The sequence below is a fragment of the Mesorhizobium loti R88b genome, assembly GCF_013170845.1.
In the GTDB taxonomy this organism is placed as follows: domain Bacteria; phylum Pseudomonadota; class Alphaproteobacteria; order Rhizobiales; family Rhizobiaceae; genus Mesorhizobium; species Mesorhizobium loti_B.
This window is the reverse complement of sequence record NZ_CP033367.1, coordinates 3430864-3457004: the sequence shown is the minus strand read 5'-3', so window position 1 is coordinate 3457004 and position 26141 is coordinate 3430864. Positions and strand designations below refer to the sequence as shown.

The window sequence follows — 26141 nt, the reverse complement described above, 5'->3', positions numbered from 1 at the left end:
CCTGGACGTCGAAGCACCATGCCTAGCCTAGAGTTGAATTGCTGAAATACTTCGCGAAATCCGGGCGTTGCGTCAGCACTTTGCCGTCAGCATCGCGCAAAATGCCGGCGCTGAAGAGGTAGTCGCCGATCGCGTCCATCTTGGCCGGATCCAATGTGCCGATGGCGCCGTTTTCGCCGCGCAGATAGTGCCCGTCGATCAGCGCCCTCAGCGACGCCTCGATCAACGTCGGATTGGTCAGGACATCCTTGTTGGCGGCGATCAGCAGCGCCGCGGCTTCCCCGGGATGATCGACGCTGAACTGATAGCCGCGGCGCGTTGCCTGGACGAAGGCCGCCGCCAGTTCCGGGTTTGCCTGGAGATACGCTTCGCTCGACGAGATCAGTGTCGTGTGCTCGTCGGGCACGCCATAGTCGGCATAGACGAAGCTGCGCTGCTTGATGCCTTTGAGTTCGGCCTCCACACCCTCCCAGGTCGAGACCTCGAGCGTGAAGTCGACCGAGCCATTGGCCAGCGCCTCGTAGGCGGAGGTGCCGAGCGTCACGGTCTCGAAATTGCCCTTGCCACCGTCGTGACGGATGATGGTCGAGATCAGCGCGTTTTCCCAGGCACTGCCGAAACCGCCATAGGTCAGGCCGTCAAGATCCCTGGGGCTTTTGATTTCGCTGCGCGCGGCATTGAACACCACCCTGCCGGTTTCGGACTGCACCACCGCATAGACGCCCTTCAAATCGGCCCCGGCGGTCTTCTGGGTGAACAGGCTGATGGTGCCATTGATGCCGAAATCGGCAACGCGGTTGGCGACCAGCGTGCCGGCACCGGTATCGCTGTAGGGCAGGATATCCACATCGAGGCCGGCCTCGCCATAGAACCCTTTGTCACGGGCGACGAACAGCCCGATGTGGTTGGTGTTGACAGTCCAGTCGAGAGCGACGGTGACTTTTTGCGTTGCCGCCAAGGAGCGGCTTGATCCGGTAACCAGCGGAAGGCCGCTGGCAAGGGTAAGCAGCAAGGCCTGCCGGCGCGTCAGGTCAGTCATGGTCATGTCCTTTGGATGGTTGAGGGTTGAGCAAAATGTCGAGGATTTCGGCCTCGAGCGTGGCGGCGCCCGTCGGATCGCGCGGGCGCGGCAGCGGCACCGGGATTTCACGCAGTACACGGGCCGGGCGTGCCGACAGCACATAGATGCGGTCCGACAGGAACACCGCCTCGCGCACATCATGGGTGATCAGCAGTGCCGTCCAGCGATGCTCCCGCCACATCTGTTCGAGCCAGCGCTGCATGGCGGTGCGGGTCAGTGCGTCGAGCGCACCGAACGGCTCATCGAGCAAAAGCATGTCGCGCTCCTGCACAACGGTGCGCAAAAGCGCCGCGCGCTGGCGCATGCCGCCCGAAAGCTGCGCCGGGAAATGCCGCTCGAAGCCGGCAAGCCCGAACTCGGCAAACAGCGGCGCGACGCGTGCCCGAGCCGCCCTGCGCCTGACGCCTTGCACCTCGAGCCCGAGCGTCGCGTTGTCGAGGATGCGCCGCCACGGCATCAGCGCATCGCGCTGCGGCATGAAGGCGAAATGCCTGCCATGGTCGTCGAGCGGCGCACCGTCGAAGAGCATCTCGCCCCCGCCGTGCTCCGCACCCGTCAGAAGCTGGAACAGCGTCGACTTGCCGGCGCCCGAAGGCCCAAGGATCGAGACGAACTCGCCGGCACCGACTTTGAGCGAAATGTCGGCGAGCACATCGAGCCCGCCAAACGCCTTGCGCACATGCCGCAATTCGAGCCGGCTCATCGCCGCGGCCCCTTTCGCGTAGGCTGCCGGCCGGCCCGCTCCCAGGGCATGGCGAGGCGCTGCAAAAACGCGGTCAGCCCGAACAGGGTGAGCGTGAGCGCGGCACTGACACCGACGGCGGCCAGCACCAGATCGGGGCGGAAATTGTTCTTGGCGTTGAGCATGTAGATGCCGAGCCCTTTGGCCGCGCCCGCATATTCGGCGAAGATCGCGCCGACCACGGCATAGGTGATGGAGATCCGCAGGCCGGCGAAGAAATAGGGCAGCGCCGAAGGCAGCCGCGCCAGCATGAAGACGCGCCAACGCCCTGCCCCCATGGCGCGCAGCATCTGGCCGATCTCGGCCTCCGTCGCATCGTAACCCTGCACCAGAGCTACCAGCATCGGAAAGAAGGTAACCAGCGCCACCAGCAGTATCTTCGGCATCAGCCCGAAGCCGAACCACAGCACCACCAGTGGCGCGATCGCCACCAGCGGCAAGGTCTGGCTGACGATGAAGACCGGAAACAGCGCGCGCCGCAACGGCCGGAAAAAATCGACCAGCATCGATAGAACGAAGGCGGCGCTCAACGAACAGGCAAAGCCGATCAGCGTGGCGCCGATGGTGGGAATGGCGTTGTCAATCAGCGCCTCACGATTGAGCATCGCCTGTTGGAAGACGCGTGACGGCGCCGGCAGGATCGTCGGCTTGATGCCGGAATAGGTCGCGTAGAGTTCCCACGCCACAAGGAGCAATCCAACCGAGAGGACAGCGGGTATTGCCTTGGCAAGGGAACCCGCGAGCGGGCGCAACGCGACTGATGATGAGACCACGGGGATAACCTTTGACGGGTCGCGCGCAAGCGCGGCCGGCTAGACAGCCGACGGGCTATTGGCCGAGACCGTGACGTCGAGGGTTACGTGGCCGGCCCCCGGCCCGAAGCGGCAGAAGGCCTCATTCAGCGCCGAAAAGATCGCGCCCGTATCGCCGCGCAGTTTGGTGCAAAAATTCTTGGAGCGATCGTAGACGCCGGACTGCTTCAGGAAATCGATGCAGCCATAGATCTCGTCCATGTGGTCGCCGGTGCCCATCACATAAAGCGAGAACTGCGCCGCGGCCGGCTGGCCGGTGGCAGCAGCATTGCGCACGGCGGTGATGGCGGCTTCCTTGCGCGGGCCAAGCGGCCCGACAGGCCCGCCAAGCGTATCGGTGCGGCAGATCGGATCGTCCGGCTCGCCCGGGCAGCCGCGCGAAATGGTTGCCGACAGCACGCAATGCTTGCCGCTGCGCGCCGCCGCCACGAACAGGTCGCGCAAAGCCGGGAACAACACTTCGGGCGGGCCGACCAGCAAGGTCGAGATGTCGTCGGTCTCGATCCTGAGCCTGTCCCGCCAGGGATCGAGCGCACCGAGCGCGCCAAGGATGACGCCGACGAAATCGTCGGCCATGGGATATAGGGAAATCTGTGCGCCTGAAAACATCGCCCGCCTCGCTCCGCTGGTATTACCCAGATCAGCTTCTAGGGTCTGTGGGCTTGCCGCCCCCGTCTCAGCCCCGACCGTACGGAGCACCCCTGTGGATGGGCGCGTTAAAGCACCATTCGGTCGATCGGGAAAGCATTTTTTTCAAGCCTCTATGCCAAAAGCATTGCGCCAGGTCTGACGTTGGACGCGAACCGGGCACCGCCTCAGGACGTCGAATTTTATCGGGAACCTTCATCGACCCGAGAGGTTGTCTCACCAGTCGCGAAGCGACGAATTCACAGAAATGGAGACAGACCATGTTCATGAAAATCCTCGCAGCTTCGGCTTTCACCGTTGCTCTTGCCACGTCCGCCATGGCGCAAAGCACAGGCGCGAACGGCACTGATGGAAGCAGCGGCGGGAGCGGCAAGTCCGTGACGGTAGACCCGGCCACCCCTGCTTCGCCCAACACAGTCGACCCCAACAACGTTGACTCGTCGGCGACCAACAGCACGAACACTGCGCCTGGTGACATGAATTCCAATGCGGACAAGAATTGTCCGACCAACCCGCAGGGCGCGCAGTCCGATGCCAACGGCAATGCGACGGCGCCAACCGTGAATGACAACAACTGCGGCAAGTAAGCTTGGTGCCAAGCGCAAAAAAGCCGCGGAGCATTTGCTCCGCGGCTTTTTGTTAACAGGACAGCTGTGCCAGGTCACAGCCCTGCGATCAGTTTAGATGTTACGACACCGCCTTCTCGCGAACCGGCAACTTCCAGCCCGGCCTGACGAAATGGCAGGTGTAGCCGTTGGGATATTTCTCCAGATAGTCCTGGTGCTCTGGCTCGGCCTCCCAGAAGGGGCCGGCCGCCGCGACTTCGGTGACGACCTTGCCGGGCCATAGGCCGGAGGCATCGACATCGGCGATGGTGTCTTCGGCAACGCGCTTTTGCTCGTCGCTGGTGTAGTAGATTGCCGAGCGGTAGCTCATCCCGACATCGTTGCCCTGGCGGTTGCGCGTCGTCGGATCGTGGATCTGGAAAAAGCGCTCCAGCAGCGTGCGAAAGCTGATCACCGCCGGATCGAAATTGATCTCGATGGCTTCGGCATGACTGCCGTGGTTGCGGTAGGTGGCGTTGGGCACATCACCCCCGCTATAGCCGACGCGGGTGGAGATGACGCCGGGATAGCGCCGTATCAGATCCTGCATGCCCCAGAAACAGCCACCGGCAAGCACTGCGCGTTCGGTCGAAGTCGCCATGTCACGTCTCCTCACAAAGCAATTCCAGCTGTGTATCGGTTTCCCGTCCGGAATTCGCAAACAAAATTGGATCTTTCCATAAATGGGCATTGTCGCCTGTTTCGTCCAGTCGCCCCGAAACGCGGCGGCCCGGCGATCATGCGGGAAGGAACGATCATGACGCGAGACGGGATTGAACCGTGCGCTGACTTCAGCTGCCCGGATCCCGGGTCCCGCTGTCTATCGCAGCCGGCAGGTTGCGCACACCAGGTGGAATGGCGGCAAAACTGATTGGCACAGGCGGCGCTTCGCGCGACCAGTTGAAAAGAACGGTCTTGACCGGAACGTTGCCCAGCCATGCCCGCAGCCGCGGCGGCACGCCGCGCCCCGACCAGACCATAAGCATGCCGTGATCAAGCAGCCGCTGCCTCGTTATCCAGGGTGCGAACCGCATGTTGAGGTCGGTGAAGATCGACGGCTTGTCATAGGCATCGAGGCCGGCCAGCATGGCGAGATTGGTATCGCCGCCGACGATGTCGAGCCGGCCGGGCGCCGCCGCGTGCCAGACCGCTTCGGCCTCGTCCGAGATCGGCTGCGCCGGCCAGCAGACGGCGTCCATGCGCCCTCGCAGATTGCAGTCCGTCCAGCGGATGGCCGCATAGGCGCCTGACATGGTGACGATGCAGATGAAGGCGCAGATTGCCAGCTTGCGCATTTCGGAGGCACCGAGCCGGTGGCCAACCACGGCCAGCACCACGACACCGACAAGATTGTACATCGGCGCGCCCCAGGCCTCGCCGGTGCCGGTGATCAACGAGGCCGCCATGACGAGCACCGCCGGCCCAATTCCCATCCACAGGAGGTAGACGAGCGTGCCGCGCTCGACAGGCCTTTCAGGGGCCGGCGAACGTCGCAGCAGCCCTGATATTGCCAACACCAGGAGAAAGCCGGAGAGCCCGGCCAGTTGGACACCGATATAATAAAGGCGCGCACGGTGCTCGGTGACCCATGCATCGCGGTCGGCGAAATAAGTCAGCGGCAGGAAGTCGAGGCGGTAGAGCGCGATGGCCAGCGGCGCGGCGACGGCGAGAAAAACGACAAGGCCTAGCCATGGCCACGGCGTCGCGAGCCGGCTGCGCGCTCGCGCGTCGGACAGCAGCCAGAGAGCGCCGAACACAAGCAGCAAGCCGGTGGAGAACTTGGCATAGAGCCCGACGCCCGACACCAGCCCGAGCGCCAGCCACCAACCAGGCCCGCTCCCACGGCCGGCGCGCCACAACAGCCAGCAGATGGCCGCCCAGAACGGCATCTGCGCATAATCATGATTGAATTGCGGGGTGGGCCAGCCAAAAAAATAGACCGACGGCATCAACAGCACGGCGGCCAGCGCGCGATTTTGCCCGAGCATGTCGCGGGCCAGCAGATAGACCAGGATGAAAGTTGAGGAGATCGTCAACTGGGCGAGCAGATATTGCGGCCAGCGAAACGACCCCGTCAGGAGATGGCTGATCTCGAGCAGCCAGCCGGGGAGCTGCGGATGCTTGTAGGTCAAAAGCACCCATTCGCGGCCCCACATGAAGCCTTCCACGACATCGCCGGGCGGTGCCGGATCGACCAGCGCCGGCACCAGCGTCCAGCAAAAAATCTGTGCAAGGCACAAAAGCGCCAGCAAATACAAGGGATGACGAAGCAGGACAGCCCAGGCCGATGGCGAGTCAACACCGGAAGCAGGCAGTCCTGCCGGCATCCAACCATCCATGGAGTCATCTATTCCGGCCATGCGGCGCTTAAACCACATCGTCCGGTTTTCCGAATAGTGCCGATATCAAAGCTTACGAAAATGTATACTTGCACCGCCATTGCGGGGCCAAGATTGAGCACGACATTCGCCGCTTCCTGCCATGCTCAGGCAGACAGCCTGTGTCACCCCCTGTCCCCCAAGTCTCTGGATCCATCATGCGTCACCAGCACGCCGTCATTCACTACCGCGCGCTCGACTTCTGGATGGCGCGTGCGGCCGTCCTCGTCATCATCTGCCTGCAGCTTCTCGTCATCAACAACCTCTCCTTCGGGCCGCGCTGGCTGGCCCCGGCGCTCGAGGCCGCGCTGCTGTTGCCCCTATCGGTGGCGACCGCCTGGACACAGGCCGCCACCAGAAAGGCGGTCGAGGATCACGAATGGCATGCGATCGGCCAGTTTCGCGTCATGATCCGCCGGACGGCCTTGACCATGACCGCGATCATCAGCGTCATGAATTGCGGTTCGCTGGTCTTGCTGGTGCGAGCGTTGCTGGAGGGCCATGCCGGCAACAGCGGCACGACACTGCTGATTGATGCCCTCAACATCTGGGTCACCAACGTTATCGTCTTCGCCTTGTGGTTCTGGAGCACCGACCGGGGCGGGCCGCCGACCTGTGGCCTCGTCAAGCTGGCGCAGGCCGATTTCCTGTTTGCACAGATGACGTTGAATGACCGCGAGCTTAGCCACTGGCTGCCCGGTTTCGTCGACTATTTCTTCCTCGCCTTCACCAATGCGACGGCGTTTTCGCCGACCGACACCTTGCCGCTCTCCCAGCGCGCCAAGCTGCTGATGATGGCGGAAGCGATGATCTCGCTGCTGACGATCGCGCTGGTCGCTGCCCGCGCCGTCAACATCCTGGCTTAGTGCATGTCGCCCAAAAGTGGCCCCGGTTTTGGGCGACATGCATGAAAACAAAGACCTAAAGCGCGCCGCAGGAATCCCTTCAGACGCAGCGCGCTTTAGGGTCAAAACGCAAAATAGCCCGTGCGGCGAACCGGAGCGGGCTATTGGGTTGTCTGCGACTGGAGCGCGGGCGGAAGATTCCTCAGTCCGCGCCGAGGTCGCGTTCGAAGACCACCTGGTCGCGCAGCGGAATGCCGTTCACAGCCAAGCCTTCGGGGTAACCGGTCGATGGCCCGAAAGCATCCTGCACGATGCGGCACATCCGAAAGCCCTGCCGCTGGTAAAACCGCAGATTGCCGATATCGGCGGTTGCCGTGGAAACTATCAGGCGCCGGCCGTTGCGCTCGCGGCAGCGGGTGATTGCCGCCGCGACAAGGGCACGCCCCAACCCCTCGCTCTGCCTTGCCGGACGGACCGCAAGGCTCTTGAGCTCGTAGACATCGCCCTCGTCTGTCTCGATGATCTGCACATGGCCGACGATCCTCCCGCCATCGCGCGCGACGAGCACCTCGCCCTGGTCGATATATCTGGAGATCTGCATGGGGGAATCGTCGGCCAGGACAAACAGCGGCCGCAAAGCCTCCCGGTTTCCGTCGTATCGTTCAATAAGCATTCATAAGCCCGGACTGGATCAACGCCACCGCGAGTGCGGCAGCCTTGCACCGGATATAGCAGCGGCCGATCAGGAGCCACAAACGCAAAAAAGCCCGCCCCGGCGTGAGCCGAGGCGGGCTTTAACTCGATCGAGCTGTCACATGCAGTTTCCCGACAGTTCAAGGTCTCGAACTAGTCCTCCGGGGCTGGCCTGAACTTGCGCACGATCACCTCGAACAGAATATCCGATATCCACATGGCGCAGACGCCGATGAGAAAGGCCGCCGCCAGCGTTGTCGTGTCGTCATTGGCCAGCGGCAGGCCGGTGGCGCGGGAATACTGGACCACGGGCAGCGTCAGATAAGCGGCGGCGAGCGCGCCGCAGATCGGTGACGCCACCATTTCGCGCAGCTTGTAGCGGTGCCGCGACAGGGCGCGCAGGACACCGCCGGCAAGGCCGGCGACGACGACCGGTCCCTTGATGCCGAGCAGATCGAAGAGGTCGTGCATCACTTCATCGTCCTTGCAATCAGGAAACCAAAGACCGATCCGGCGCCGAAAATGACCAGCCCGGCGAGCAGCATGGCCGAGTCCAGCGGAAGTGCCACGACCGTCATGGCTTCCACCCGCACAGTTTTTCGCCCTTGCGGTTATGCGCCAGCAGCGCCTTGACCTCGGCGTCCGACAGCGCATCGACCGCGGCCGTGGACAGGCGCAGCGGACGCGGCAACTCTACTGGATCACCTTGATGTCCGCCCCGCACGGCACTCACGGGGGGCGGGCTCCATGAAAAAAGCCCCGCGAAAGCGAGGCTTGGAGTGTCTGGTCTGTTGCGGGGTGGCGATGGCCTGACGGGACGGGCGCGCCGGCCAACTTGGCCAACCACGTCGGCCATAAAACAGCACTCAAATTCCGAAATTTTCGTCGACGAACATCTCGGAAAATTTCTGTGGAGACAGTGTTACGTCGTTATCGTGAGCGATTTCGAGATTCCTTGCCCATAGCTTCGTATTTCCGCCGGTAATCCCTCGGACACGACAATCCTTGAAGGAAATACGCCAGTCAACCTCAAAGGTTAACAGGAGTTCCGGGGGGGCAAGCCTTTTGCCTTGGCTACAAGCTGGCCCATGATGTGCCAATAGACCTCCAGGTCCGACAATTCCAAGTTCTCGAATTCATCTTTCCCGTTCAGGAAAAGCGGTATTTTGTAGCCGACGCATTGATCATAGGCAGGCTCGCCGCCACCTGTCTCTCGCCATTCCGCATAAACACTAGAAGCCAATGCCGCATCTGGGTTTTCTTTAAGTTCGACATCATGGAAAGTCTTGATATTAGCAGGTATCTCGAGCGCCTCGCCGGTACCGGGTTCAAACATCAAAATCCCCGGTTCACCTTCTTCGATCCTTCCTTTGTCGACCGCGAAGGTTCTTCCCAGCCAATCATAACCGAAGCACGTAATTCGCCCAGCAAACTCCGAGAAAGCCAGGCCGACCCTCGCGTTCCAGGCTCCTACATCTTGCGCAGAGACAATTCTATACAAGCCATGATTGAACGAGGCTCCGCCAAAATCTGCCAGCAACTCGTTCAATCCAGGGATATCGCTAGCAAGATTGACAGTGCCTGGTCTACGCCCCGGGTCCACAGAAAAATTTCTACGAAATGTCTCGAACACTAGCGATCTCCGATCGTAATCTTGGTGATTCTCGTTCCGTGCGGCAGGTGCTTTATTCGGTGATGTATCTGAGGTCCCAAACTGCGATTGACGCTTCTATCCAGTATAGCCATGTTGGATATCCCTTCGGACCCTCCCAGTTGCAAATCGTGCACATGATCCACGTCATTGCCGGTCGGCACTTCGTTGCCGGCCCGTTTATAGGTGGTGCTGGCCGACGTCTTCGCACGAACCGAAGGGCTAACAATCTTATCAACCTGATTCAATGCCGCGACTTTAAGGTCAGCCGCTGCTCTTTGAATCGCGGTCCAATGAGGCATATACACAAGATGCAGGACGTGGCCGTCAGCGATGTCGCCAGTTGTCCCGGCGTCAGCAGTGACTTCATCGACTCCCTGACGGTGACCAGGGATTTCACCCGCCCCCGGGACATACCCGTCGTGGCTCGCTTGTCCGGCGGGCAACATTTCGGCATCTCTTCTGGTGGAGATTTTTGCATCGGCGGAACGCTCGGCAAGCCTCGCCAACACTTGCCGGCCAATGGCACCGAGGCCCTCGGCTAAAACATTGCCGCCCGCCCCCAAGAGCGCGCCAGTGCCGATGTCGCGCAGGATATCCCGGCCGTTGAGTGCCGCATCGACACCGCCGAACACCGCGCCATCGGCAGCCATGCCAGCGCTTCGCGCGACGAGCCCTGGCAGACCCTCCAGGGCTTCGGCTCCGAACTTCCCCGTGAAGGTAAGGGCATGGCCGGTGGCGAATGCGCCGAGCAGTTTCGCGGCCGAGCCAGCCGAGCCGGCACGATCCTCCGCGTCCTCGCTTTCGGCTTGTTCGGCCGCCAGCAACTCGTCGTAGCTCTTGTCGGAGAAGAGCCAATTCATCCCCGCGGCGAACTTGTCGGCCTGATCGAATGTCGCGCCGTTGGCCACGAGCCTGACGCTGTCGTTCACTGCCGCAATCGGCTTTTGCCACCATGAGCCGGCATTGAACCGCACCCGTGCAGGGTGCTGGGCCATCTCGATCAAGCTAGCCTCGAGGACCTTTCCCTGGGCTTCCAGCTCCGCCGGCGTGATCTTCGGGTTGTTTGCCGCGTTTTGGCGCAACCGATCCAGGGCGGACTGGAAAACCTGTCCGGCCAAGACGAAGCGCGCCTTCGGGTCGCGCACGGCCTTGAGAACCTCGCTCAGGTCGATGATGCGCTGCTGCAACGGCACGCTCTCATCGACGTATCTCGCCCCGAGGCTGTCCGAGAGCGCCTGGGGAACCGCCAAAACCCTGCCGAAGCCCATCTGCTGCTGAGCAGCCCTGGCCCAAGTGATGGCGGCTTGAAAATCCTGGGGTGTTGAGACCTTGCTCCAGTCCGGAGCCTCGCCCGGGAATATCTGGCTGATGTAGGCGACAGGATCGGCATCGCGGGCGCCCAGGATCAGCTGAGCGGCGCCGGCTCTTATTTCATATCGTTCACGCTCTTCCGGCGAGCCGTTGGGGCCAGGTTCGAAATCCCGAAGCTCGGCATGTATCGCCTGGTTCGGCGCCCGATACATGTCGAAGAAAGACTTGGCGACGCCGGCCGTTGTCCTGAACTGATCGAAACGCTTCGAACCCTCTTCGGCACCGTAGATGTTGACGAAATCCTGTGCGGTTGGTTGCTCATCGGGATATTCGCCAGTCGCCGCGATGACAGCCGGCGCGTTCTGCTCCGCAAGCTGAACCCTCGCACGCGCGCCGACGAACTGGGCCGCAGTCGCGGTGTTGGCCGGATCCTTTAGCGCTGCGGCATCCCCAGGCTTCAGGTAGGTAATGGCATTGAGCGGGATGGCTGTCTTGTCATCCAGCGTCGTCGAGCCGCTTCCGTCGATTGCGACGCGGTCACCCCTCCTCGCAGACATGGCAGCAGCGGCGGCCTGTACATCGGCGCTGGTGATCCCCCAGAACCCCGATCCCTCCTGCGTCGCCGCTCCACGCTGACCGGCGAGCCTGGTGAGCAGGTCGTCCGCGAGGGAATTCGATTGCGGCGGCTGCGCGCCGAGCATCGGCTGCCGCTGCATCGCCGCTCCGGCAAATGGCCCTGTCGCATCTGCGTACATCCCGCCCTGCGGCGGGCGTCGGAATGTGGTTTCGGTGAAAATGGTCAAGTGCTTTGCACCGTTGGTTGCGCGCGCGGACACGCTCCTTGCGGAGCGCGATCGAGAAGCCCGAGGGTGGATCGGCGGATTGTTGGTGGGGTCGCGGTCTTCAAAGGATCCAGCGTTCACGGACCGCTAGTGGCCGGCCGAACCGGCTAGTGCATGTCGGGAAGCGGGCCGCGGCGATGCAGCTGCCGCTGCGCCGTGCGTCGCGTGCCAACCATGCGCGTCGTCTCGTCGCCCGCCGAAACCGGCTCGCGGTCTGTCGCCAACAGGCGATTCCTGGAGATTGGAGACAGCATCGCCCGCATTGAGCCGACGCTGGGCGAGCTGAAGAGGGCTGGTCGCCATCTAGTTATTCCCTGCCCATGGAGCCCGCAGGGGCGAGTTGCCGAAGATCACCGACCGGCCCGCGATGGCGCTGGAGCCGGTCACGGACGCCTTGGATGGGTCGTAGATTTTCGACAGACCATCGACGAGATTGCCGCCCGCCTTGAAGATCGACGCCGTCACCGCCTGCTTGCCGGAGAAGCGCGAGATGGCGGCCTGGGTGTTGAGATTGTTCTGGCGCAGCTGCGAGCCGTACTGGATCGCCTTGATGTCCGCCCCGCACGGCACTCACGGGGCGGGCTATGCTCCGTGAAAAAAAGCCCCGCGAAAGCGAGGCTTGGGGTTAGGAAACGTCTGGATAGAACTGCCGCATCCGTGCGTCCTATCTCTTGAGCTCCGGCAAGATTTTCTCGTCGAGAAATCTGAGGCGACCGGCCAGCATTTCGGCATTGGCGGGCGTCGCGTCGACATTGACTGGTATCAATTTCGCCACGGACTTCCCGCGGCGTGCAGCTTCGACCCAATCTTCAAGGGCGCCGATATAGCCATCCAACGCCTCAAATGGCGTCCTGGTGTCGTCGGCCGGGATATATGTCGGAGGCACATCGCCCACGATCACCCAAATCCATTCCGGCACGTCTGGCCTTCCCGGCTCAATCTCGAACAGAAAAATATAGACAATGCCTTCAGCGCCATATCCGAGATACTCGCCCTTGATGGACAACACCCAGGTGTAGAATTCGAGATAATGGCGCGCCTCGAGCCGGGCAGAATCAAGCTCATCGTCACCGGTGCTGATATTGGCCGGGGGCAGGCGTGTGACGCTGCTCAAGTCGGGTTTGGCATTGTTTTCCAGGCTAACTCCCTTGCCACCTTTGTCTGGCCAAGCGTGAGTGGTCACCGGCATCCTTATGCCGCTTTATGTGGCCGGCCCTGACTACAGTGAAATCGCACTATTTTCCAACCGTCAGTTTATTTGGTTCGACCCTAGTCGCGGCGACATCTAGGGATGAGTTGCATCAAACTAGGTGTTCGTAGACTTTCGCAACGATCAACCAAAACGCATCGTCGGCGCTCTCCGCGCCTTATCCATCTGCCCGAGCCGCTCCTTCTTGCGCAGCCTTACCCTGAGTTTCAATAGTTCGATTCCAGAAGCGCACCACTTGAAAATGCTCTTGTCTGGTCAACCAGATCTTATTCTCCAAACTGACTGGATCGCCGCCAACCGCAATCGGTTTGACCTCGAACAATTCCATGCCCTTGGAGCGCGAATCTGTATCTTGGACGCTCATTTCAAGTCCTCCAGCGTAGCAAATAGGTCGGCTAGGTCTCGCGCTATCGTCTCGGCGGATTGCCGTTCCATAAATACAAAAGGGATGCGCACGATTGGCATTTCCACATCGTGGGTGTCGAAGCCATAGGCCTCCCCTCCTCCATTTGACGCAAACAACAGGATGCCTGGTGCGTATTTCTCAACCTCATATTCTCGATTGAAATCTGCCAACTCTTCGGCTTTGAAAAAAATGATATAGTTGTCGCCGATGAAGCCTTCACCTCCATTATGCTCCCTAAGGAAATCGGTGTAATCCTTGGGCAGCGTCACTCCCAGGCTTGCGGACAGGCCATCGACAATTGCAGCTTCAGCCGGTGGATCGAACTGGCCCTCGGTCAAACGAGATCCCACTGCTATCCTCCCAGGTACTTCAGCAACTGCTTCCACCATGGCGTAGCCTGTTATCGATGAACATCGCGAGGCAGAAAGGTCTTGTTGGAGGCGTCGATCGAACCACCGCAAAACTTCGCTGGAGACGCCGGTCAGTGCTGTGTCGCCGCGACAACAAAAGCGCGATCTCGTTACTGTTGGTAAGGCTCGACCACAGCAAACGGTATCCCCATTGATTCCAACAAATCGAGAATGCGTTTCGAGATGACAAGGCGATAGTTTGCTGCGATCCCGAAGTCGTCGCGGCCAGCCTTCCCATTCACTTTCAACCAGACGAAAGGTGGAAGTTCCTGCCCAGGTTGATATTCATGAAACTCTTCGGATGTCGTCACTTCGGCTTCAGCGAACGTCGCACCTGAAAAGCCTATCTTCCGCAATGCGCGCCGTGTTTCTTCGGTTACGAGGTAACACGGGAACGTCGTAATCAGCACATCACCGCTCCAGCCCTCTACCACATAATGAAGCTTGGTCACAATTGGAGGATGGACACTGGGGTCCAAAACGGTGTTTTTGCCAAGCCCACCAGCCACATCAGGTCTGATATAGAAATACTGCATTATCCACCTATTGGAGGGTTGAACAGATGTCCGTATTTTTTGTCGATATACGCAACATAGTCCAGCACCTGTTGACGAGTGGGCTTAGGATGCGACGCATAAAATTCGTCCCACTCGAATCAAAAAATTTTGTTGTGCAAAAGATTGTCCAAATTCTTAGGAATTCCCCGCAGATTTTGAAGTGAGTGCATCTCCTCTTCGGTCACGACCCCGAGATATCTGTGTAAGATTTGCTGCTCAGCCGCGTGGTGAACCACAACTTCACCCTCCAGTTTCGGGTTCGCGTCGAGAAATGTTTTGCGGTAATTCTTTGAAAGAGACTTGCCAAACGATGCTCCTGCATATTTTATCTTTGAAGGGTCTCTCGAGATTGACTTTATTATCTCAAGAAGCTTAGCCTTGTCGGCCTTTACGCCAGTACTCAGGCGGTAGGCGGCCTCATTTGCTGCATTTATTGCACGAGACTCCGCATCGACAGCCTGGCGCGCCACGCTCCCTTCTGCCGAGAGGTCCGATGCTGCGCGCGAACCGCTGGTTGCAAACTCCTCTAGCGGCTTGGCAAACCTGCCCGTTCCGCCACGGACTATGGCCAAGCCTTTTGCAACGGCTTCGCTGACTGCCTCTAATGCTAAGCGCCCTTCAGCAGCCGCCCCCGAGCCGGGGGTAGCCGGCAGTTGCTCAAGGAAGCCCCAAGGGGAATCGCGCAGATCCTGGAGACCCAGCCTAATGTCATGCGGGATGCGGCCTAAGGACTCGAACCCCTCGCTCAGATAGTCGCCGAAGTCCTCCGCAACTTGTTGGAAAGCAGACCGGGCCTCGCCAGGCGGCGCTGACGGAGGCCGTCCTGTCGCGGCTGTGACGATCGGGTCGACTTGAGCCGACCCAGCAAGGCCAGCTTGATCGAATTGCTGAGACAGGGCGTCACGAATTGTCGGATCACGCGCGGCTGCCAGAAGGTCATGCAGGACGCCCGCTTTTTCAGCCTGCGAGACATCTTCGTTGCCGAAGGCCTCGACTAGGCTTTGGAGAACGGCACTTGGCAGGGGTTGGGGATTTTCAACGCCCAGTTGCCTTTGGGCCGCAACGGAGAGGGCAATGGCCCATTTGTACGCCTCCGCATCGCCATTCTCCGGCTTGCTGTCCGGACGCGTCGCCGCACTCCATGCGGCATCGACATTGGGAAAGATCTCGCGAACATAGCCAGCAGGGTCTGCCCGCCTCATGCCCAGTGTTTTGAGGGCAGCAGCGGTAGTCCGAAATCGTGCCCGTTCTTCCTCGGAACTGCCTGGTCCGGGGTCGGCATCGCGTAGCGCTGCGTGGATCGCCTGGCTCGGCATGGTGCGCATGCCGAAAACCTGCCTGCCGACCTCCGCTCGCCAATCGAAATCCTGGAAGCGTTTGTCGCCCTCGTCGAGGCCGTAGGCGATCCTGAACGCATCCCGACCAGGCATCTTGCCGGCGTAGGCGCCATTCCGTGCGATGGCGTCCGGTGCGTTCCGTTCGGCGAGACCGATTTTGGTGCGAAGTTCAACCTGCTGAGCGGTACTGGCCGCCTGTGCCTGTCGGGTCAGCGCGGCCTGTTCTTCTTGCGGAAGGTCGTCCCCAAACGCCTGCGCCACCATTTCATCGGGCGTCCGCCTGCCGACGCGGTCCTCCTTCGCCCCAGACATGGCAGCGCCGGCGGCCTGTACATCGGCGCTGGTGATTCCCCAGAACTCCGATCCTTCCTGCGTCCCCGCTCCATGCCGACCGGCGAGCCTGACGAGCAGGTCATCCGCGAGGGAGTTCGATGGCGACTGCGTGCCGAGCATCGTGTACGGCTGCGTCGCCGGCCCGGAAAATGGCCCGGTCGCATCCGCATACATCGCGGCCTGGGGCGGGCGTCGGAGCGTGATTTCCGTGAAGATTGTCATGTGCTCTGCACCGTTGGTTGCGCGCGCGGACACGCTCCTTGCGGAGCGCGATTGAGGGATCCGAGGGTGGTGGATCGGCGGATTGTGCTTGGGGTCGCGGCCTTCAAGGCACCCGGCGTTCACGGACCGCTAGTGGCCGGCCAAACCGGCTAGTGGATGTCACGAAGCGGACCGCGGCGGCGCAGCTGCCGCTGCGCCGTGCGTCGCGTGCCAACCATGCGGGTCGTCTCGTCGGCCTGCCGAAACCGGCTCGCGGTCTGTCGCCGACAGGCGATTCCTAGAGGTTGGAGACAGCATCGCCCGTATTGAGCCGACGCTGGGCGAGCTGAAGAGGGCTGGTCGCCATCTAGTTATTCCCTGCCCATAGAGCCCGGAGGGGCGAGTTGCCGAAGATGACCGACCGGCCCGCGACGGCGCCGGAGCCCGTCGCGGCCGCCTTGGATGGGTCGTAGATTTTCGACAGACCATCGACGAGATTGCCGCCCGCCTTGAAGATCGACGCCGTCACCGCCTGCTTGCCGGAGAAGCGCGAGATGGCGGCCTGGGTGTTGAGATTGTTCTGGCGCAGCTGCGAGCCGTACTGGATCGCCTTGATGTCGAGCTGGCCCTGCCTGGCGTTTGCCGCCAGCACCTCGATCGGCGAGCCGGCAATCGCGACGCCCGAGGCGCCGGCCTGGGCGCGCGCCTGCGCCTGCAGCAGGTCCTGCTTGTGGCGCTCCTGGCTCTGCTCGAAAGCCGCACTTTGCGCCTCCGCCTGCGCCTGCTGTTCGTAGGCCTTGGCCTGATAGTCGGCCATCTGCTTCTGCTGCTGGCCTTCGACCAGCGCGCCGCCGACCGAAAGAACCGTGCCGATAAGGGCTAGTGTGCACATGGTTCAGCCTCGTTCGCTCAAGGAGGGGCTTGCGGGAATGAATTTGCTTTTGATGCCGTCCACCGGCGCGCCGAGCGCCGGGCGTGGATCGAGCGCGCCGCCGGGGCTGAGGAAGGAGAGCAGCATCCTGTCCGCCTGCAGCGCCGGCCGGCTGAGCCGCGCCGGTGGGGCGGCCCGCGCGCCGGCCATCGCTGCGCGGCGGGCCGTGGTCAAATTGACTTTGAGGTCGGCGACGCCGGCGGCGTCGAACAGGCCGTTGGCGGTGGCGATGGAGCGGGCGAGCGCATCGGCCTCGAACAAGTCCTGACGCAATTGCTCGACCAGCCGGTGAACGCTGCGCCAGCGCTGGCCAAGCACAACGGACCTGGCCTTGATCTCCTCGCCAAGCGCGGCAATGTCGGCACGGGCTTCGCCGCGCGCCGCCTCCGCGCGGCGCTTGCCGGCGGCATCGATGGTCTTTTCCAGGAGCGCGATCTGGTCGTTGCAATCGTCGAGCGCGGCGCGCGCGGCAGCGAGGTCGCCATCACCGAAGACCGCGCGGTCCTCGGCTTTCGCCAGTTCGCTCTTGCGGGTGCGCGCGTCGTTGAGGTCGGTGTCGAGCAAGGCGATGACGGCAGCGTATTCGGCAGCCGTCCGCGCCCTGCCGAGTTGTTCGGCATGGGGGGATGTGGTCACGGGTGAGGTCCTTATGAGGAGAGTGGAGCGGTCCGCGAAGCTGCCAATCTCCCCACCTGTGGGGGAGATCGGCGGCTTTAACTAGGGCTCGGCGTCGAACACCGGTGTGAACGCCCTGATCGTGCAGGGCGTCGGGTTGACGTGACGGATCCGCACCCGGCCCTGCCCTTCCCAGCTGTCGTCGATCGGAACCTCGACATTGCCGGTGAACAGCGTTGCCCCTCCGTCGGGCGCGACGATCGAGGGCATGCGCACCGGTTCCCAGCGGCCGCGCATGAAGGACTGCACCTCAAGCCCCGTGGTGTCTGTCTCCAGCAGCGACAGGATCACCTTGGCCACCTTCTTGCGGCGGCCGATGATGGACCCGTCGCGGCCGCCGACATCGAGCTCCAGCGTGTCGGCGCCAGCCGCATAGGGCAGGCCAAGCTGCCATTTGGCGGCGGTCGCGCCGCCCGGCAGCGTCACCGTGCCGCCGCCGCTGACGGTCAGGCCGCGATAGACGTTGCCGTCGGCCAGCACATCGACGGACTGGCCGGCGAGATGCATGGCGCCTCCCACCGTGGTGACAGCAAGACCCGTATAGGTCAGCCCGCAATCGACTTCGAACGCATCAGCGATGGCGCCATATTCGAACGGCGCGGTCTTGATCTCGATATAGCGCTGGGTCACGCCGCCAATGGTGCGCTTGACCACCAGCCAGAGGTCGTCATTGCCGTCCTGGCCAGGGGTCACCGCGGCACTTTCCACAACGGCCCAATCGGCCCCACCGAAAGCGCCTCCCAGGCGATGCCGGTGCATACCCCTGACTTCCTGGGATGGCTGATGAGTATAGCCGCCCAGCTCGCCATTATCGAGCGGGAACCACAGCAGCGGATCGGGGTCGGTCTGGAAGGCCAGCTCGACCACGCCTTGCTTGGGAATATGCTCGGAAATCTGGCCGACATCGTCCGACGTGAAACGGCTCTGCGCGGTCTGCGTCAGCTCGGCGATCGATTTGCGCGAGCGCGTGACATAGAGGAACGACTGGCCGGCATCGACAGGGCGGATACGAGCGCAGCCGAAGGTGCGCGAGCGCCGGTTCTTGAACGAGGACGGCGTCAGCGCTTCGTCGATGCCCGAACCCGACAGCGCCCGCACACCACCCGAAGTGCCGATCAAAAGCGCGCCGTCCGAATCGGCGATCCAGACGATGTCGTTGGCCTGGCCGCCGCCGGCCTGGATAAACTCCAGCGCATCGTCATCCTTCTCGCCCAGGGCGAAATTGTCGAAGTCGCCGGTGGCAGAGGCATAGACCGAGAATTTCCGGCTGAAGGCGAGGCGTTCCTCATAGAGCGAACCGCTCTCGACATATTTGCCGGGCACGAAGGTGCCGAGCCGCCAGCGTGTGATCGGCGACAGGTCGGGCAGCGCATGACCGTAAAGCCTGATCTTGACCACCGTGGCGCTTGTCCGGCTGGTGATTTTGGCCCAGCGCCAGACATTATCGGCGCCAAGCAGGCGGATCACCCGGCCAACATCGGTTGTCTGGAAACCCGCACCATCGTTGATGCCAGCCGTGGCGGAGGCGGTCAGGTCGAACGGCACCATCGAATCGCCAGCCTCGGCCATCGCGAACTCGGCGATCGACGTGTTCGTGGCATCATCGCCGCCGCCACCGGAGAAGGACAGCTTGTAGTACTCATAGGACGCCTTGTTCTGGAATTCGTAGAAGCGAACCTCCGAACCGGACCATCCCCTTTCGCCGCTCCTGCCGTCGAGCGAGATATAATTGACGCCGTCATTGGAGCCATAGAGCGTCCACTGCGTCGAAGTATCAGCGTATTTGGCTGCGTTGTCGGAAGCCGCGATCCAGTAGGCGTTGACGACTTTCCCCTGCCCGCTCGGGAACTGGTATTGCAGGAAGCCGCTGCTGCCTGTCGTCATTGTCACCGAGCCGGTGATATCCCTGTCGAACACCTTCCACGAGCTTGTACCCGAACCATCGTCGGTGACTGTGCCGCTTGGCGCCGAGGATGATGTCATCTTCGGGGTGGCGTGGCCGGTGTTGGCTGGTTTCAGCGTCGTCGCCGTATCGTTGATCGGGTCATAGGGCCCGTCAAGAAATTCGAAATCGGTAAGCGTCCACGTCGTGTGAGTGGTCCGCGTGAGCACCTTCGGCACGTAGTTGCGATGCGATATCCACATCTGGTCCGCGGACTGCACGTATTGTAGCTCGAACAGGTCGGCTTCGAGATAGGGCGAGGCCACCTCCACCGTGCCGACGCGCGCGCCATAGGCGTAGACGCGGATATACTGGTCGCCGAATTCCAGCGCGTAGGCCTGGTCGGCCGAGAAGATGAACGGGATGAGCCGCGTTTTCTTCGCCGATGTCTTGACCTCGCCGACGAAATAGGTGCCGCCGCGCCTGCGGATGCCGCCATGCGGCAGCGTGACGAAGTTTTCGCATCTGGCGAGTGCCGCCCGATAGAAATCGAGCGAGGCGCGCGCATGTAAAAACATCCTGGACTGGATAGAGCGTCGTCATCAGCGCGTCACCCTGTTGTCGCCGCGCTGGGTGGACCAGGAGGCGGTGTAGAACCGGCCGCCATGCTGCACGGCATTGGCGTTGAAGGCGGCATCCAAGGCCCGGTCATAGGCCGCGCGGGCAATGTCGATCATGCCCGACTTGTGGGTCAGCGGATGCGCCACCTTGATGGCGAGCGCCGCGACCAGCACCTCGGTGAACAGCGCGTCCCAATCGTTGGGATCGGTGAGGTTAGCAATATAGCGGATGGTCAGCGGACCCGGCTGATCGGAGTAGATCAACCCGGCCTCCTGGCGCCACGAAATCGGCACGCCATCGGGTTCGCCATTGTGGGTCAAAGGCAGCGGCCGCAGGCAATCGGCCGGCAGTTCATAGGCGACGGTCAGGCCGCAATCGCTGCCGGTAGCCGCCCCCACGACCGTGGCGCGCAGGATGGCGAACACCCAGGCCGACTTGGCGAGTTCTGCTTCTCGCGTCAGGTCGAAATGCAGGTTGAGGAGCCGTGCAGCCTTGACGTCCTGGTCGAGACTGTCGATCGGCGCTTCGTCGAGCACGGCGAGCGCCATGTTGGCGATATCGAGCGGGGTGATGGCCATGGTCAGCGCCTCGTCCATGTGGGTAGAGCAAGGGTCATGATTGTCTCCGGGCATGAAAAAAGCCGCTGCGAAGCGGCTTGGGGAATTTTCGGGTTAATGATTTGGTCCGCCAACAGAGCGGCCAATCTCCCCGCTCCCGGAGAAGATCGGCAGTTTCAACGCCTCTTCATTCGTTCATTGCGAAGTGGGATTAGAGCCACCGTCACTTCTTCGGAATGACAATGCCCTTCACCAGATCCAACCACGTCTTCCTGGCGATCTCGTATTCATCTTCGCTGCTATTGCAGGTTAGCGTGGCCACCCCGAACGATGCCTCTTCGACCATCATCCACTCCCGCGCGGGCGAGCCCAAAAGCTTGAGACGGACAGAAGAGATAGAGACTTCCTTTCCGGCTACCGTGACGTTGGCCGGTTTGTCGACGACAACGGGATCCAGACCGGACTGGGACGCCTTGACGATAGTATTCTTGTTTATCTCGTTTCGGAATCGATCGAAGAATTCGTGCGAGGTCAGACCTGTGGGGGTCATTGTCAGGACCACATCGCAATCGCCGCCACAAGTCTCACCCATGCAGGACAGGACGATGTCCTTGTCGTCGAGCGTCGCCGACCACAAACTGCTGTTGTAGGACAGCGTTACGCCCTTGGCAGGTTCGGAAATCTTGCCGGCAACGGCAGGCGCCACGACGGAAAGCAGGAATAGAATTGTGGCTATAAGGCGCATGGGACAGATCGCTGCTTCTGATCGCGGAACGGCTGAGTGACTCTCCGATCAGTCTGCCCCAAACCAGCCAACCACGCCACGCGGAATCAACATTTGGAGCGACAACGCTCTAGCCTGCGAGCGAGTTCGAACTATCCGCCCAGCCACTTGCGCCAGATCGGGCTGGAGAACATCGCCAAAACGACGAGGGCACACCATACCAACTGCAAGCCGAACAACAGCAAGCACCACCAGGCGAAACGATCGCCCCGATCGGCCTGGCGCTTGAGGGCGCCATACTTTGCCCATGTCGAAATTGAATAGAGCGTCGAATACACGGAATTGCCCTTTGGAGGGTCAGCCTCGATTTCCTCTCCGAGAAGATGGCCGCCGTACAATTGGAACGGCGCCGAGAGTACAAGGCTTATCGTGATGGCAAGGAGGAACCAGTTCAAACCAATATTCTCGCGCCGCAGTAGACTGCTGTCCTAGACGCCCTCGAAAATTAAACAGTTACGTCACCCATTACAATTAGATCATTTTTTGCAAGAGGCGGGGACGCAGTGCCCCGCCTCTCGCCTCGGCCGGATCAAGCCTCGGTGGTCTTCAGCGCGATGAACGTCATGTTCTTGACGCTGGACGCGGTGCGGTCCCAGTTCGCCGCCAGCGCGAGTTCCGCGTCGGTGGCGAATTCGCCGGCCGAGGAGGCGTCGAGGAAGCGGGTCCCGGGAACATGCGGCACGAAATGCCGGCGGCCGACCATTTCGGTGACGCCGCCGCCATGGCCCTGGCGCGGCTTGCGGTCGAACTCCAGCGGTCCGCCCTCGGTGTTGACCGGCAGCTCGTTCCACAGGATCGCCTTGTCCTTGAACATGAAGGCGGTGTAGACGCCCGCCGTCACCGGAATGTCGTCGTCGACCACGGCGCGCAGACCCATGTAGTAGGGGATCAGCGGCCCTCCCTGTTCGGAGGACGGCACATAGTCGATGAGGTCTGCGAGCTTCAGCGCCTTCATCTGCTTGGAGTGCATCCAGATCGTCTTGAACTTGTCCGCGCGGTCGCCCATCAGATAGGCGGCCTCGATGATGTCGGTATCGACGATGGAGGCGCCAGTGGTGCGCACCAGGTCGCCGGCGTCATTGGCGATGTTGTCGGCGACGACGCCCTTGAGGATACCGAGCAAGGTCAGCTTGTTGGCGCGCTGCCAGTACTCGGTCTGCCGCTTGACGATCAGTTTCTGCGGATCGTCGCCGGCCAGGATCGAGGTCAGGTCCGGAACGCCCCACGCCTGGGCGCGGACATTGCGGGCCGCGACCTCGCGACGCGAGCCGATCTTCTTCATCTCGATGGAATCGGCTGGATCGTCATTGACCGGTTCGGAAGGGTCGTTGCCGAGATCCTTCCAGCCGGGCATGTCGACGGAACGGCCGCCCATCGACAGTTTCGACGAGATGGCCGGGTCGGAAAACAGGATTCCGGCCTGAAAAATTTCGAGCGACTGGACGTGTTCCTCAAAAGCATATTGCGCGTAGACGGACGGAACGATCGCGTCCGCGATACGAGTGTAGGCATCTGCCATTTTTCTCTTCCTTCAGGTTGGGGTTTGGCGGTGAGCTTGAGAGTCAAAGCGGGTGGTTCGGCATCCAGAGATCCGGATTTTCTCCCGCCTCGCGAGCCAGCCGCCTTGCACGGGCGGGGTCGCTTTTGACGAGGGCTGAAATGGCCGTCAGGTTGCGTTCGCCTGACGCGTTGCGCTTGAACGGATTGGCTCCGCTCGAACGGGCACCGGCGTCGATCGTGTCTTCCCTGAACATCGCCTCGCCGATCGCCTGGAACGCCTTGGCGATCTGCGGATCGGTCAGCGCCCCGTCAGGCAGAAGGATACCCTTCGCCTTGTAGGCGTCGACCAGACCGAGCTTCTTCATCGCCCGGTTGGCGACCTCGAGCTTCTGGCGAAAGCCGTCGCTGTCGGTCGGCCCCCAATCCTTGACAAGGTCGTCATGGGTGGCTTCCACCGAGCGGGCGATCGCGATCTCCTGGGCTTTCGCCTGCTCGGCCATGTAGCCGACGAACTTGTCATGATAGGCCTGCGCGGTTCTTGGCGAAGCACCGGCTTCGACCGCCCAGGCCTTGGACGCATTGGCGAGCTCGTCCGAATAGGCGAAGTTCTCCGGCAGGCCTTGCGGCCTGCGGTACTCGACCTTCTCCGACGAGGTGACCGGACGCATGGTCTCGGGCAGCCGGGCATGGAAACGCTCCCAGTCTTCCCGTGATGCGTCAGGTGCTGGAATGCGCAGGCTCTCACCTTGCTGCCGCTCCAGCTCCGCATAGGATGTGAAAACCCGATCGAGGTTTTCGGCCTTGGTCCAGCCCTTGGTTTCAGCGAGCTTGCGGTTGCCTTCGGAAAGACCGTCAAACCAACTTTTGGCGCCAGGCGCAGCGGACCCGTTATCCGCGCCTGCCGGTGGCCGTACTGGGTTGCCCGCCGGTTGCGCATGCGCCGCCACGGACCCGGAATCTGCCAGATCTGTCATGTGATGTGTTCCTTGTCAGAGGTTTAGGAAATGTCCGACTGTCAGGTCTGGACTGTAGAGGAGCTTGTCAGCCCGATGGCTTCGGGCGAGAAGAAGACGTGACCGACGAGAACGAATCCACGGTTTTCACGTTCAACCGCTCGAACATGTTCGGGCGGCTCCTGCAGCTCGACCCATCGTTTCACAGCGAATGGGAGAGATTCCAAGACAAATGGGGCAACGCCGATGAGGCCCCGCTGTACCTCGCGCTGTCGGAATTGGCGCTCCATCTCATCCGCAATCTACACGCCGGGGAGACAGACCGCTTCGGCGAGATCTTTGGCGTTGTCGAAGGTTGGATCATTGAAGGCGATGACTATGTGCGGGAAGCGGCGATCGTTGGGCTGCTCGAGGATCTGCAGAACACGAGCTTGCATCGCACGACGAGCCCCGATGACTTCAAGCAATGGCTGCAACCCCAGTCGACCATCTGGTGGACCAAAGTCGACGCGTTTTGGACAGCCGGAACGCCGCTTGCCTAACGCCGGCCGGCTTAGACGTTATCCCCCCAGTTCTCCCACAACAGCGTGATCGTGCCGGTCACGGCAATCGTCCCGTCCGCATCGATATCCGTGCCGGTGGCGAACGCCAGGTTGAGATAGAGGTCGACCGGCGTCGCCGTCCCATCCAGCGTCGCCGCTGCCACGATATCGGCGGTCGAGGCGGTGGAGAGTGCGGCGCCTGCGCCATCAAGCGTCCGCGCCGTCGAGGCCAGCACATTGACCGTGGTGCCAGCCAGCGCAGCACTGGACGCAGCCGCCGAGCCGAGCGACCAGGTCAGCGCGGCGCTATCGTTGATGGTCGAGGCGCGGGTGGTCGGCACCGCGAACTGCAGCCTGGCCGTGCCACCCTTGATGCGCACCTTGCCGTCGGAAAAATCGAAGATCTTCTGCGAGGCACAGGCCAGCGCGTCGGTCACCGGAACCTGCATGCCGGCGAAGGTGAACACGGTGCGGAACGCACCACCCTGCCCCGTGGTCACGGCCTTCAGGCCGAGCTTGGGCGGGGCGAGGCCCGCCTCGCGGGCAGCAGTACGGGCAAGCGTCCGGGGAAGACCTCGGGTCATGGCATTTCTCCATTCTTGGTGGGGTTCTGGGGGCCGCTGGCCTCGCCGTCAGCCGGCAAGGAGCAAGCGAAGAGCCTGAATCATTTTGCCAGCAAGCAATGCTAGCGCCTTGTTCGAAAGCGATGTTTTGGCCTCCCGGACCATCAACGCCCGAGAAACCATGTCTTATATCGTGAGCGCCCGTGCCCCCGTTCCGCCGCAATGCGCCCGCACGGGACGATCGATAGGGATTTCAGACCTTTAAGGGAGACCTCGCATGACCTTTCACAAAGCCATTGCCGCCGTGCTGATGACCGCCGCACTCGCCGGCTGCCAGTCACAGACTGAAGGGCAGCAGCGGGCCACTACAGGTGCACTGATCGGCGGCGCCGGCGGTGCCCTCGTCGGCCAGGCGATCGGCGGCAACACCAAGAGCACGGTCATCGGCGCGGCCAGCGGCGCGCTGCTTGGCGCCGTCGTCGGCTCGGCGACCACCCCGCAGCAGCCCCGCGGCGAACAGATGTGCCGCTACCAGGACCGCGACGGCCGCATCTACACCGCGCGCTGCGACGACCGCTACTATAACGGCAATTATTGACCGTTAGCCGCCTTCTCCCCGTTCACGGGGAGAAGGTCCCGGCAGGGGGATGAGGGGCGGCGCCAAGGCCTGAAAAGCTGGCGCTAGCCCTTATCCTCAACGCATTTCGACGCTATCGTCTCCTCTCCAAAGGGGTGACGATGCGAGTTCTGACAGCTTTACTGCTGGTTGCTTGTTCAGTCTCCGCACAGGCCAAAGAAGCCATCAACATTGACCAGATCTTTGGCTGCCTGGTCTTGCCGGTTGCCGCCGTCGACGATCACATCAAAGCCATTTTCGAAGTGACCCTGGATAAGGCCGGCAAGGTCAAGTCGGTCGCCGTCGTGTCTTATGAACCACATTCCGAAGCGGCGGCTGCAGCGGCCAGGCAGCTTTCTAAATCGGTCCAGCGCTGTTGGCCGCCGGGCGTCAAAACCAGCCCGATGCGCATCATTGTGGATCTGAGCAAATTCTAGCCAAGCTTGTGCTCC

Annotated in this window: 30 protein-coding genes and 1 riboswitch; of the genes, 5 read left to right on the top strand and 25 right to left on the bottom strand. The window is 61.8% G+C overall.

The features are described from left to right. Window positions 1-22 precede the first annotated feature (22 nt). The 4 genes from EB235_RS16950 to EB235_RS16935 all read right to left on the bottom strand — a co-directional run bounded on the left by EB235_RS16950 (window position 23) and on the right by EB235_RS16935 (window position 3244). On the bottom strand, window positions 23-1039 hold the full coding sequence (locus tag EB235_RS16950) for an ABC transporter substrate-binding protein (protein WP_027029875.1): 1017 nt from the start codon (window positions 1037-1039) through the stop codon (window positions 23-25). Then, a complete protein-coding gene (locus tag EB235_RS16945; RefSeq protein WP_027029876.1) occupies window positions 1032-1784 on the bottom strand; it encodes an ABC transporter ATP-binding protein in 753 nt (250 codons plus the stop codon). The genes EB235_RS16950 and EB235_RS16945 overlap by 8 nt, the downstream gene beginning before the upstream one ends. Then, on the bottom strand, window positions 1781-2596 hold the full coding sequence (locus tag EB235_RS16940; protein WP_051429599.1) for an ABC transporter permease: 816 nt from the start codon (window positions 2594-2596) through the stop codon (window positions 1781-1783). The genes EB235_RS16945 and EB235_RS16940 overlap by 4 nt, the downstream gene beginning before the upstream one ends. Window positions 2597-2635: 39 nt before the next feature. After that, entirely contained in the window at window positions 2636-3244 is a 609-nt protein-coding gene (locus EB235_RS16935) for a YkoF family thiamine/hydroxymethylpyrimidine-binding protein (RefSeq protein ID WP_027029878.1), read from the bottom strand. Beyond that, window positions 3235-3348, bottom strand: a riboswitch (TPP riboswitch). It overlaps the preceding gene by 10 nt. Before the next feature lie 195 nt (window positions 3349-3543). On the opposite strand from EB235_RS16935, the gene EB235_RS16930 reads away from it, so the two are divergent. Continuing rightward, the gene (locus EB235_RS16930) at window positions 3544-3870 is read left to right on the top strand and encodes a hypothetical protein (RefSeq protein ID WP_027029879.1); all 327 of its coding nucleotides are present in this window, start codon (window positions 3544-3546) and stop codon (window positions 3868-3870) included. 100 nt (window positions 3871-3970) lie between these two features. Here EB235_RS16930 and msrA read toward each other — a convergent pair whose 3' ends face one another. After that, the gene (gene msrA / locus EB235_RS16925; protein WP_027029880.1) at window positions 3971-4489 is read right to left on the bottom strand and encodes a peptide-methionine (S)-S-oxide reductase MsrA; all 519 of its coding nucleotides are present in this window, start codon (window positions 4487-4489) and stop codon (window positions 3971-3973) included. A gap of 190 nt (window positions 4490-4679) precedes the next feature. Continuing rightward, window positions 4680-6215: a glycosyltransferase family 39 protein gene (locus EB235_RS16920; protein ID WP_245268779.1), complete on the bottom strand. Its 1536-nt coding sequence runs from the start codon at window positions 6213-6215 to the stop codon at window positions 4680-4682. Between the two features lie 209 nt (window positions 6216-6424). On the opposite strand from EB235_RS16920, the gene EB235_RS16915 reads away from it, so the two are divergent. After that, window positions 6425-7132 (top strand): hypothetical protein, encoded by a 708-nt coding sequence (locus EB235_RS16915; protein WP_027029882.1) that lies wholly within the window; start codon window positions 6425-6427, stop codon window positions 7130-7132. A 181-nt stretch (window positions 7133-7313) separates the two neighbouring features. Here EB235_RS16915 and EB235_RS16910 read toward each other — a convergent pair whose 3' ends face one another. The 18 genes from EB235_RS16910 to EB235_RS16825 form a co-directional block, all read right to left on the bottom strand. Then, window positions 7314-7712, bottom strand: coding sequence for a GNAT family N-acetyltransferase (locus EB235_RS16910; RefSeq protein WP_245268780.1), 399 nt, complete (start codon window positions 7710-7712; stop codon window positions 7314-7316). Between the two features lie 245 nt (window positions 7713-7957). After that, complete coding sequence (locus tag EB235_RS16905) at window positions 7958-8275, bottom strand: hypothetical protein (RefSeq protein WP_027029884.1); 318 nt, start codon at window positions 8273-8275, stop codon at window positions 7958-7960. 565 nt (window positions 8276-8840) lie between these two features. Beyond that, window positions 8841-9353, bottom strand: coding sequence for a T6SS immunity protein Tdi1 domain-containing protein (locus tag EB235_RS16900; protein ID WP_245268782.1), 513 nt, complete (start codon window positions 9351-9353; stop codon window positions 8841-8843). Between the two features lie 83 nt (window positions 9354-9436). Next, the gene (locus EB235_RS16895) at window positions 9437-11572 is read right to left on the bottom strand and encodes a hypothetical protein (RefSeq protein ID WP_155256317.1); all 2136 of its coding nucleotides are present in this window, start codon (window positions 11570-11572) and stop codon (window positions 9437-9439) included. A gap of 342 nt (window positions 11573-11914) precedes the next feature. After that, complete coding sequence (locus tag EB235_RS16890) at window positions 11915-12181, bottom strand: hypothetical protein (protein ID WP_245268783.1); 267 nt, start codon at window positions 12179-12181, stop codon at window positions 11915-11917. 94 nt (window positions 12182-12275) lie between these two features. Continuing rightward, window positions 12276-12800, bottom strand: coding sequence for a hypothetical protein (locus EB235_RS16885; RefSeq protein ID WP_245268785.1), 525 nt, complete (start codon window positions 12798-12800; stop codon window positions 12276-12278). Between the two features lie 178 nt (window positions 12801-12978). Beyond that, on the bottom strand, window positions 12979-13185 hold the full coding sequence (locus EB235_RS16880; protein ID WP_027029888.1) for a hypothetical protein: 207 nt from the start codon (window positions 13183-13185) through the stop codon (window positions 12979-12981). Then, window positions 13182-13616 carry an SMI1/KNR4 family protein gene (locus EB235_RS16875; RefSeq protein ID WP_051429600.1) on the bottom strand — a complete coding sequence of 145 codons (435 nt, stop codon included), beginning with the start codon at window positions 13614-13616 and terminating at the stop codon, window positions 13182-13184. Before EB235_RS16875 ends, EB235_RS16880 begins: the two co-directional genes overlap by 4 nt. A gap of 131 nt (window positions 13617-13747) precedes the next feature. Continuing rightward, window positions 13748-14173, bottom strand: a complete 426-nt coding sequence (locus EB235_RS16870; protein ID WP_027029890.1) for a hypothetical protein — start codon at window positions 14171-14173, stop codon at window positions 13748-13750. Window positions 14174-14292: 119 nt separating this feature from the next. Next, the gene (locus EB235_RS16865) at window positions 14293-16086 is read right to left on the bottom strand and encodes a hypothetical protein (protein WP_155256319.1); all 1794 of its coding nucleotides are present in this window, start codon (window positions 16084-16086) and stop codon (window positions 14293-14295) included. Between the two features lie 346 nt (window positions 16087-16432). Next, complete coding sequence (locus tag EB235_RS16860) at window positions 16433-16957, bottom strand: hypothetical protein (protein WP_027029892.1); 525 nt, start codon at window positions 16955-16957, stop codon at window positions 16433-16435. Window positions 16958-16960: 3 nt separating this feature from the next. Beyond that, window positions 16961-17632, bottom strand: coding sequence for a hypothetical protein (locus EB235_RS16855; RefSeq protein ID WP_032925434.1), 672 nt, complete (start codon window positions 17630-17632; stop codon window positions 16961-16963). Between the two features lie 81 nt (window positions 17633-17713). Further along, on the bottom strand, window positions 17714-20131 hold the full coding sequence (locus EB235_RS16850) for a hypothetical protein (RefSeq protein WP_245268786.1): 2418 nt from the start codon (window positions 20129-20131) through the stop codon (window positions 17714-17716). 24 nt (window positions 20132-20155) lie between these two features. Continuing rightward, window positions 20156-20806 (bottom strand): hypothetical protein, encoded by a 651-nt coding sequence (locus EB235_RS16845; RefSeq protein WP_245268787.1) that lies wholly within the window; start codon window positions 20804-20806, stop codon window positions 20156-20158. Window positions 20807-20954: 148 nt separating this feature from the next. Further along, complete coding sequence (locus EB235_RS16840; protein WP_027029895.1) at window positions 20955-21476, bottom strand: hypothetical protein; 522 nt, start codon at window positions 21474-21476, stop codon at window positions 20955-20957. Window positions 21477-21607: 131 nt separating this feature from the next. Further along, window positions 21608-21910: a hypothetical protein gene (locus EB235_RS16835; protein ID WP_027029896.1), complete on the bottom strand. Its 303-nt coding sequence runs from the start codon at window positions 21908-21910 to the stop codon at window positions 21608-21610. 134 nt (window positions 21911-22044) lie between these two features. Next, a complete protein-coding gene (locus EB235_RS16830; protein WP_027029897.1) occupies window positions 22045-23034 on the bottom strand; it encodes a hypothetical protein in 990 nt (329 codons plus the stop codon). Window positions 23035-23077: 43 nt separating this feature from the next. Continuing rightward, window positions 23078-23989 (bottom strand): hypothetical protein, encoded by a 912-nt coding sequence (locus tag EB235_RS16825; protein ID WP_027029898.1) that lies wholly within the window; start codon window positions 23987-23989, stop codon window positions 23078-23080. A gap of 98 nt (window positions 23990-24087) precedes the next feature. Here EB235_RS16825 and EB235_RS16820 point away from each other — a divergent pair, with 98 nt between their 5' ends. Beyond that, a complete protein-coding gene (locus tag EB235_RS16820; protein ID WP_027029899.1) occupies window positions 24088-24510 on the top strand; it encodes a DUF7674 family protein in 423 nt (140 codons plus the stop codon). Window positions 24511-24521: 11 nt separating this feature from the next. Here the strand turns inward: EB235_RS16820 and EB235_RS16815 are convergent, their stop codons facing one another. After that, entirely contained in the window at window positions 24522-25094 is a 573-nt protein-coding gene (locus EB235_RS16815) for a hypothetical protein (RefSeq protein WP_027029900.1), read from the bottom strand. 256 nt (window positions 25095-25350) lie between these two features. Here EB235_RS16815 and EB235_RS16810 point away from each other — a divergent pair, with 256 nt between their 5' ends. Both EB235_RS16810 and EB235_RS16805 read left to right on the top strand, forming a co-directional pair. Next, the gene (locus EB235_RS16810) at window positions 25351-25671 is read left to right on the top strand and encodes a YMGG-like glycine zipper-containing protein (protein WP_027029901.1); all 321 of its coding nucleotides are present in this window, start codon (window positions 25351-25353) and stop codon (window positions 25669-25671) included. A gap of 140 nt (window positions 25672-25811) precedes the next feature. Continuing rightward, on the top strand, window positions 25812-26126 hold the full coding sequence (locus EB235_RS16805; RefSeq protein WP_027029902.1) for a hypothetical protein: 315 nt from the start codon (window positions 25812-25814) through the stop codon (window positions 26124-26126). The last annotated feature ends 15 nt before the right edge of the window (window positions 26127-26141 follow it).

Coding starts and splice junctions, on each gene's coding strand:
- EB235_RS16950 (WP_027029875.1), bottom strand. CDS start 1,039: ATGACTGACCTGACGCGCCGGCAGGCCTTGCTGCTTACCCTTGCCAGC.
- EB235_RS16945 (WP_027029876.1), bottom strand. CDS start 1,784: ATGAGCCGGCTCGAATTGCGGCATGTGCGCAAGGCGTTTGGCGGGCTC.
- EB235_RS16935 (WP_027029878.1), bottom strand. CDS start 3,244: ATGTTTTCAGGCGCACAGATTTCCCTATATCCCATGGCCGACGATTTC.
- EB235_RS16930 (WP_027029879.1), top strand. CDS start 3,544: ATGTTCATGAAAATCCTCGCAGCTTCGGCTTTCACCGTTGCTCTTGCC.
- msrA (WP_027029880.1), bottom strand. CDS start 4,489: ATGGCGACTTCGACCGAACGCGCAGTGCTTGCCGGTGGCTGTTTCTGG.
- EB235_RS16920 (WP_245268779.1), bottom strand. CDS start 6,215: ATGCCGGCAGGACTGCCTGCTTCCGGTGTTGACTCGCCATCGGCCTGG.
- EB235_RS16915 (WP_027029882.1), top strand. CDS start 6,425: ATGCGTCACCAGCACGCCGTCATTCACTACCGCGCGCTCGACTTCTGG.
- EB235_RS16910 (WP_245268780.1), bottom strand. CDS start 7,712: ATGCAGATCTCCAGATATATCGACCAGGGCGAGGTGCTCGTCGCGCGC.
- EB235_RS16905 (WP_027029884.1), bottom strand. CDS start 8,275: ATGCACGACCTCTTCGATCTGCTCGGCATCAAGGGACCGGTCGTCGTC.
- EB235_RS16885 (WP_245268785.1), bottom strand. CDS start 12,800: ATGCCGGTGACCACTCACGCTTGGCCAGACAAAGGTGGCAAGGGAGTT.
- EB235_RS16880 (WP_027029888.1), bottom strand. CDS start 13,185: ATGAGCGTCCAAGATACAGATTCGCGCTCCAAGGGCATGGAATTGTTC.
- EB235_RS16875 (WP_051429600.1), bottom strand. CDS start 13,616: ATGGTGGAAGCAGTTGCTGAAGTACCTGGGAGGATAGCAGTGGGATCT.
- EB235_RS16870 (WP_027029890.1), bottom strand. CDS start 14,173: ATGCAGTATTTCTATATCAGACCTGATGTGGCTGGTGGGCTTGGCAAA.
- EB235_RS16865 (WP_155256319.1), bottom strand. CDS start 16,086: ATGACAATCTTCACGGAAATCACGCTCCGACGCCCGCCCCAGGCCGCG.
- EB235_RS16860 (WP_027029892.1), bottom strand. CDS start 16,957: ATGTGCACACTAGCCCTTATCGGCACGGTTCTTTCGGTCGGCGGCGCG.
- EB235_RS16850 (WP_245268786.1), bottom strand. CDS start 20,131: ATGTTTTTACATGCGCGCGCCTCGCTCGATTTCTATCGGGCGGCACTC.
- EB235_RS16845 (WP_245268787.1), bottom strand. CDS start 20,806: ATGCCCGGAGACAATCATGACCCTTGCTCTACCCACATGGACGAGGCG.
- EB235_RS16840 (WP_027029895.1), bottom strand. CDS start 21,476: ATGCGCCTTATAGCCACAATTCTATTCCTGCTTTCCGTCGTGGCGCCT.
- EB235_RS16830 (WP_027029897.1), bottom strand. CDS start 23,034: ATGGCAGATGCCTACACTCGTATCGCGGACGCGATCGTTCCGTCCGTC.
- EB235_RS16825 (WP_027029898.1), bottom strand. CDS start 23,989: ATGACAGATCTGGCAGATTCCGGGTCCGTGGCGGCGCATGCGCAACCG.
- EB235_RS16815 (WP_027029900.1), bottom strand. CDS start 25,094: ATGACCCGAGGTCTTCCCCGGACGCTTGCCCGTACTGCTGCCCGCGAG.
- EB235_RS16810 (WP_027029901.1), top strand. CDS start 25,351: ATGACCTTTCACAAAGCCATTGCCGCCGTGCTGATGACCGCCGCACTC.
- EB235_RS16805 (WP_027029902.1), top strand. CDS start 25,812: ATGCGAGTTCTGACAGCTTTACTGCTGGTTGCTTGTTCAGTCTCCGCA.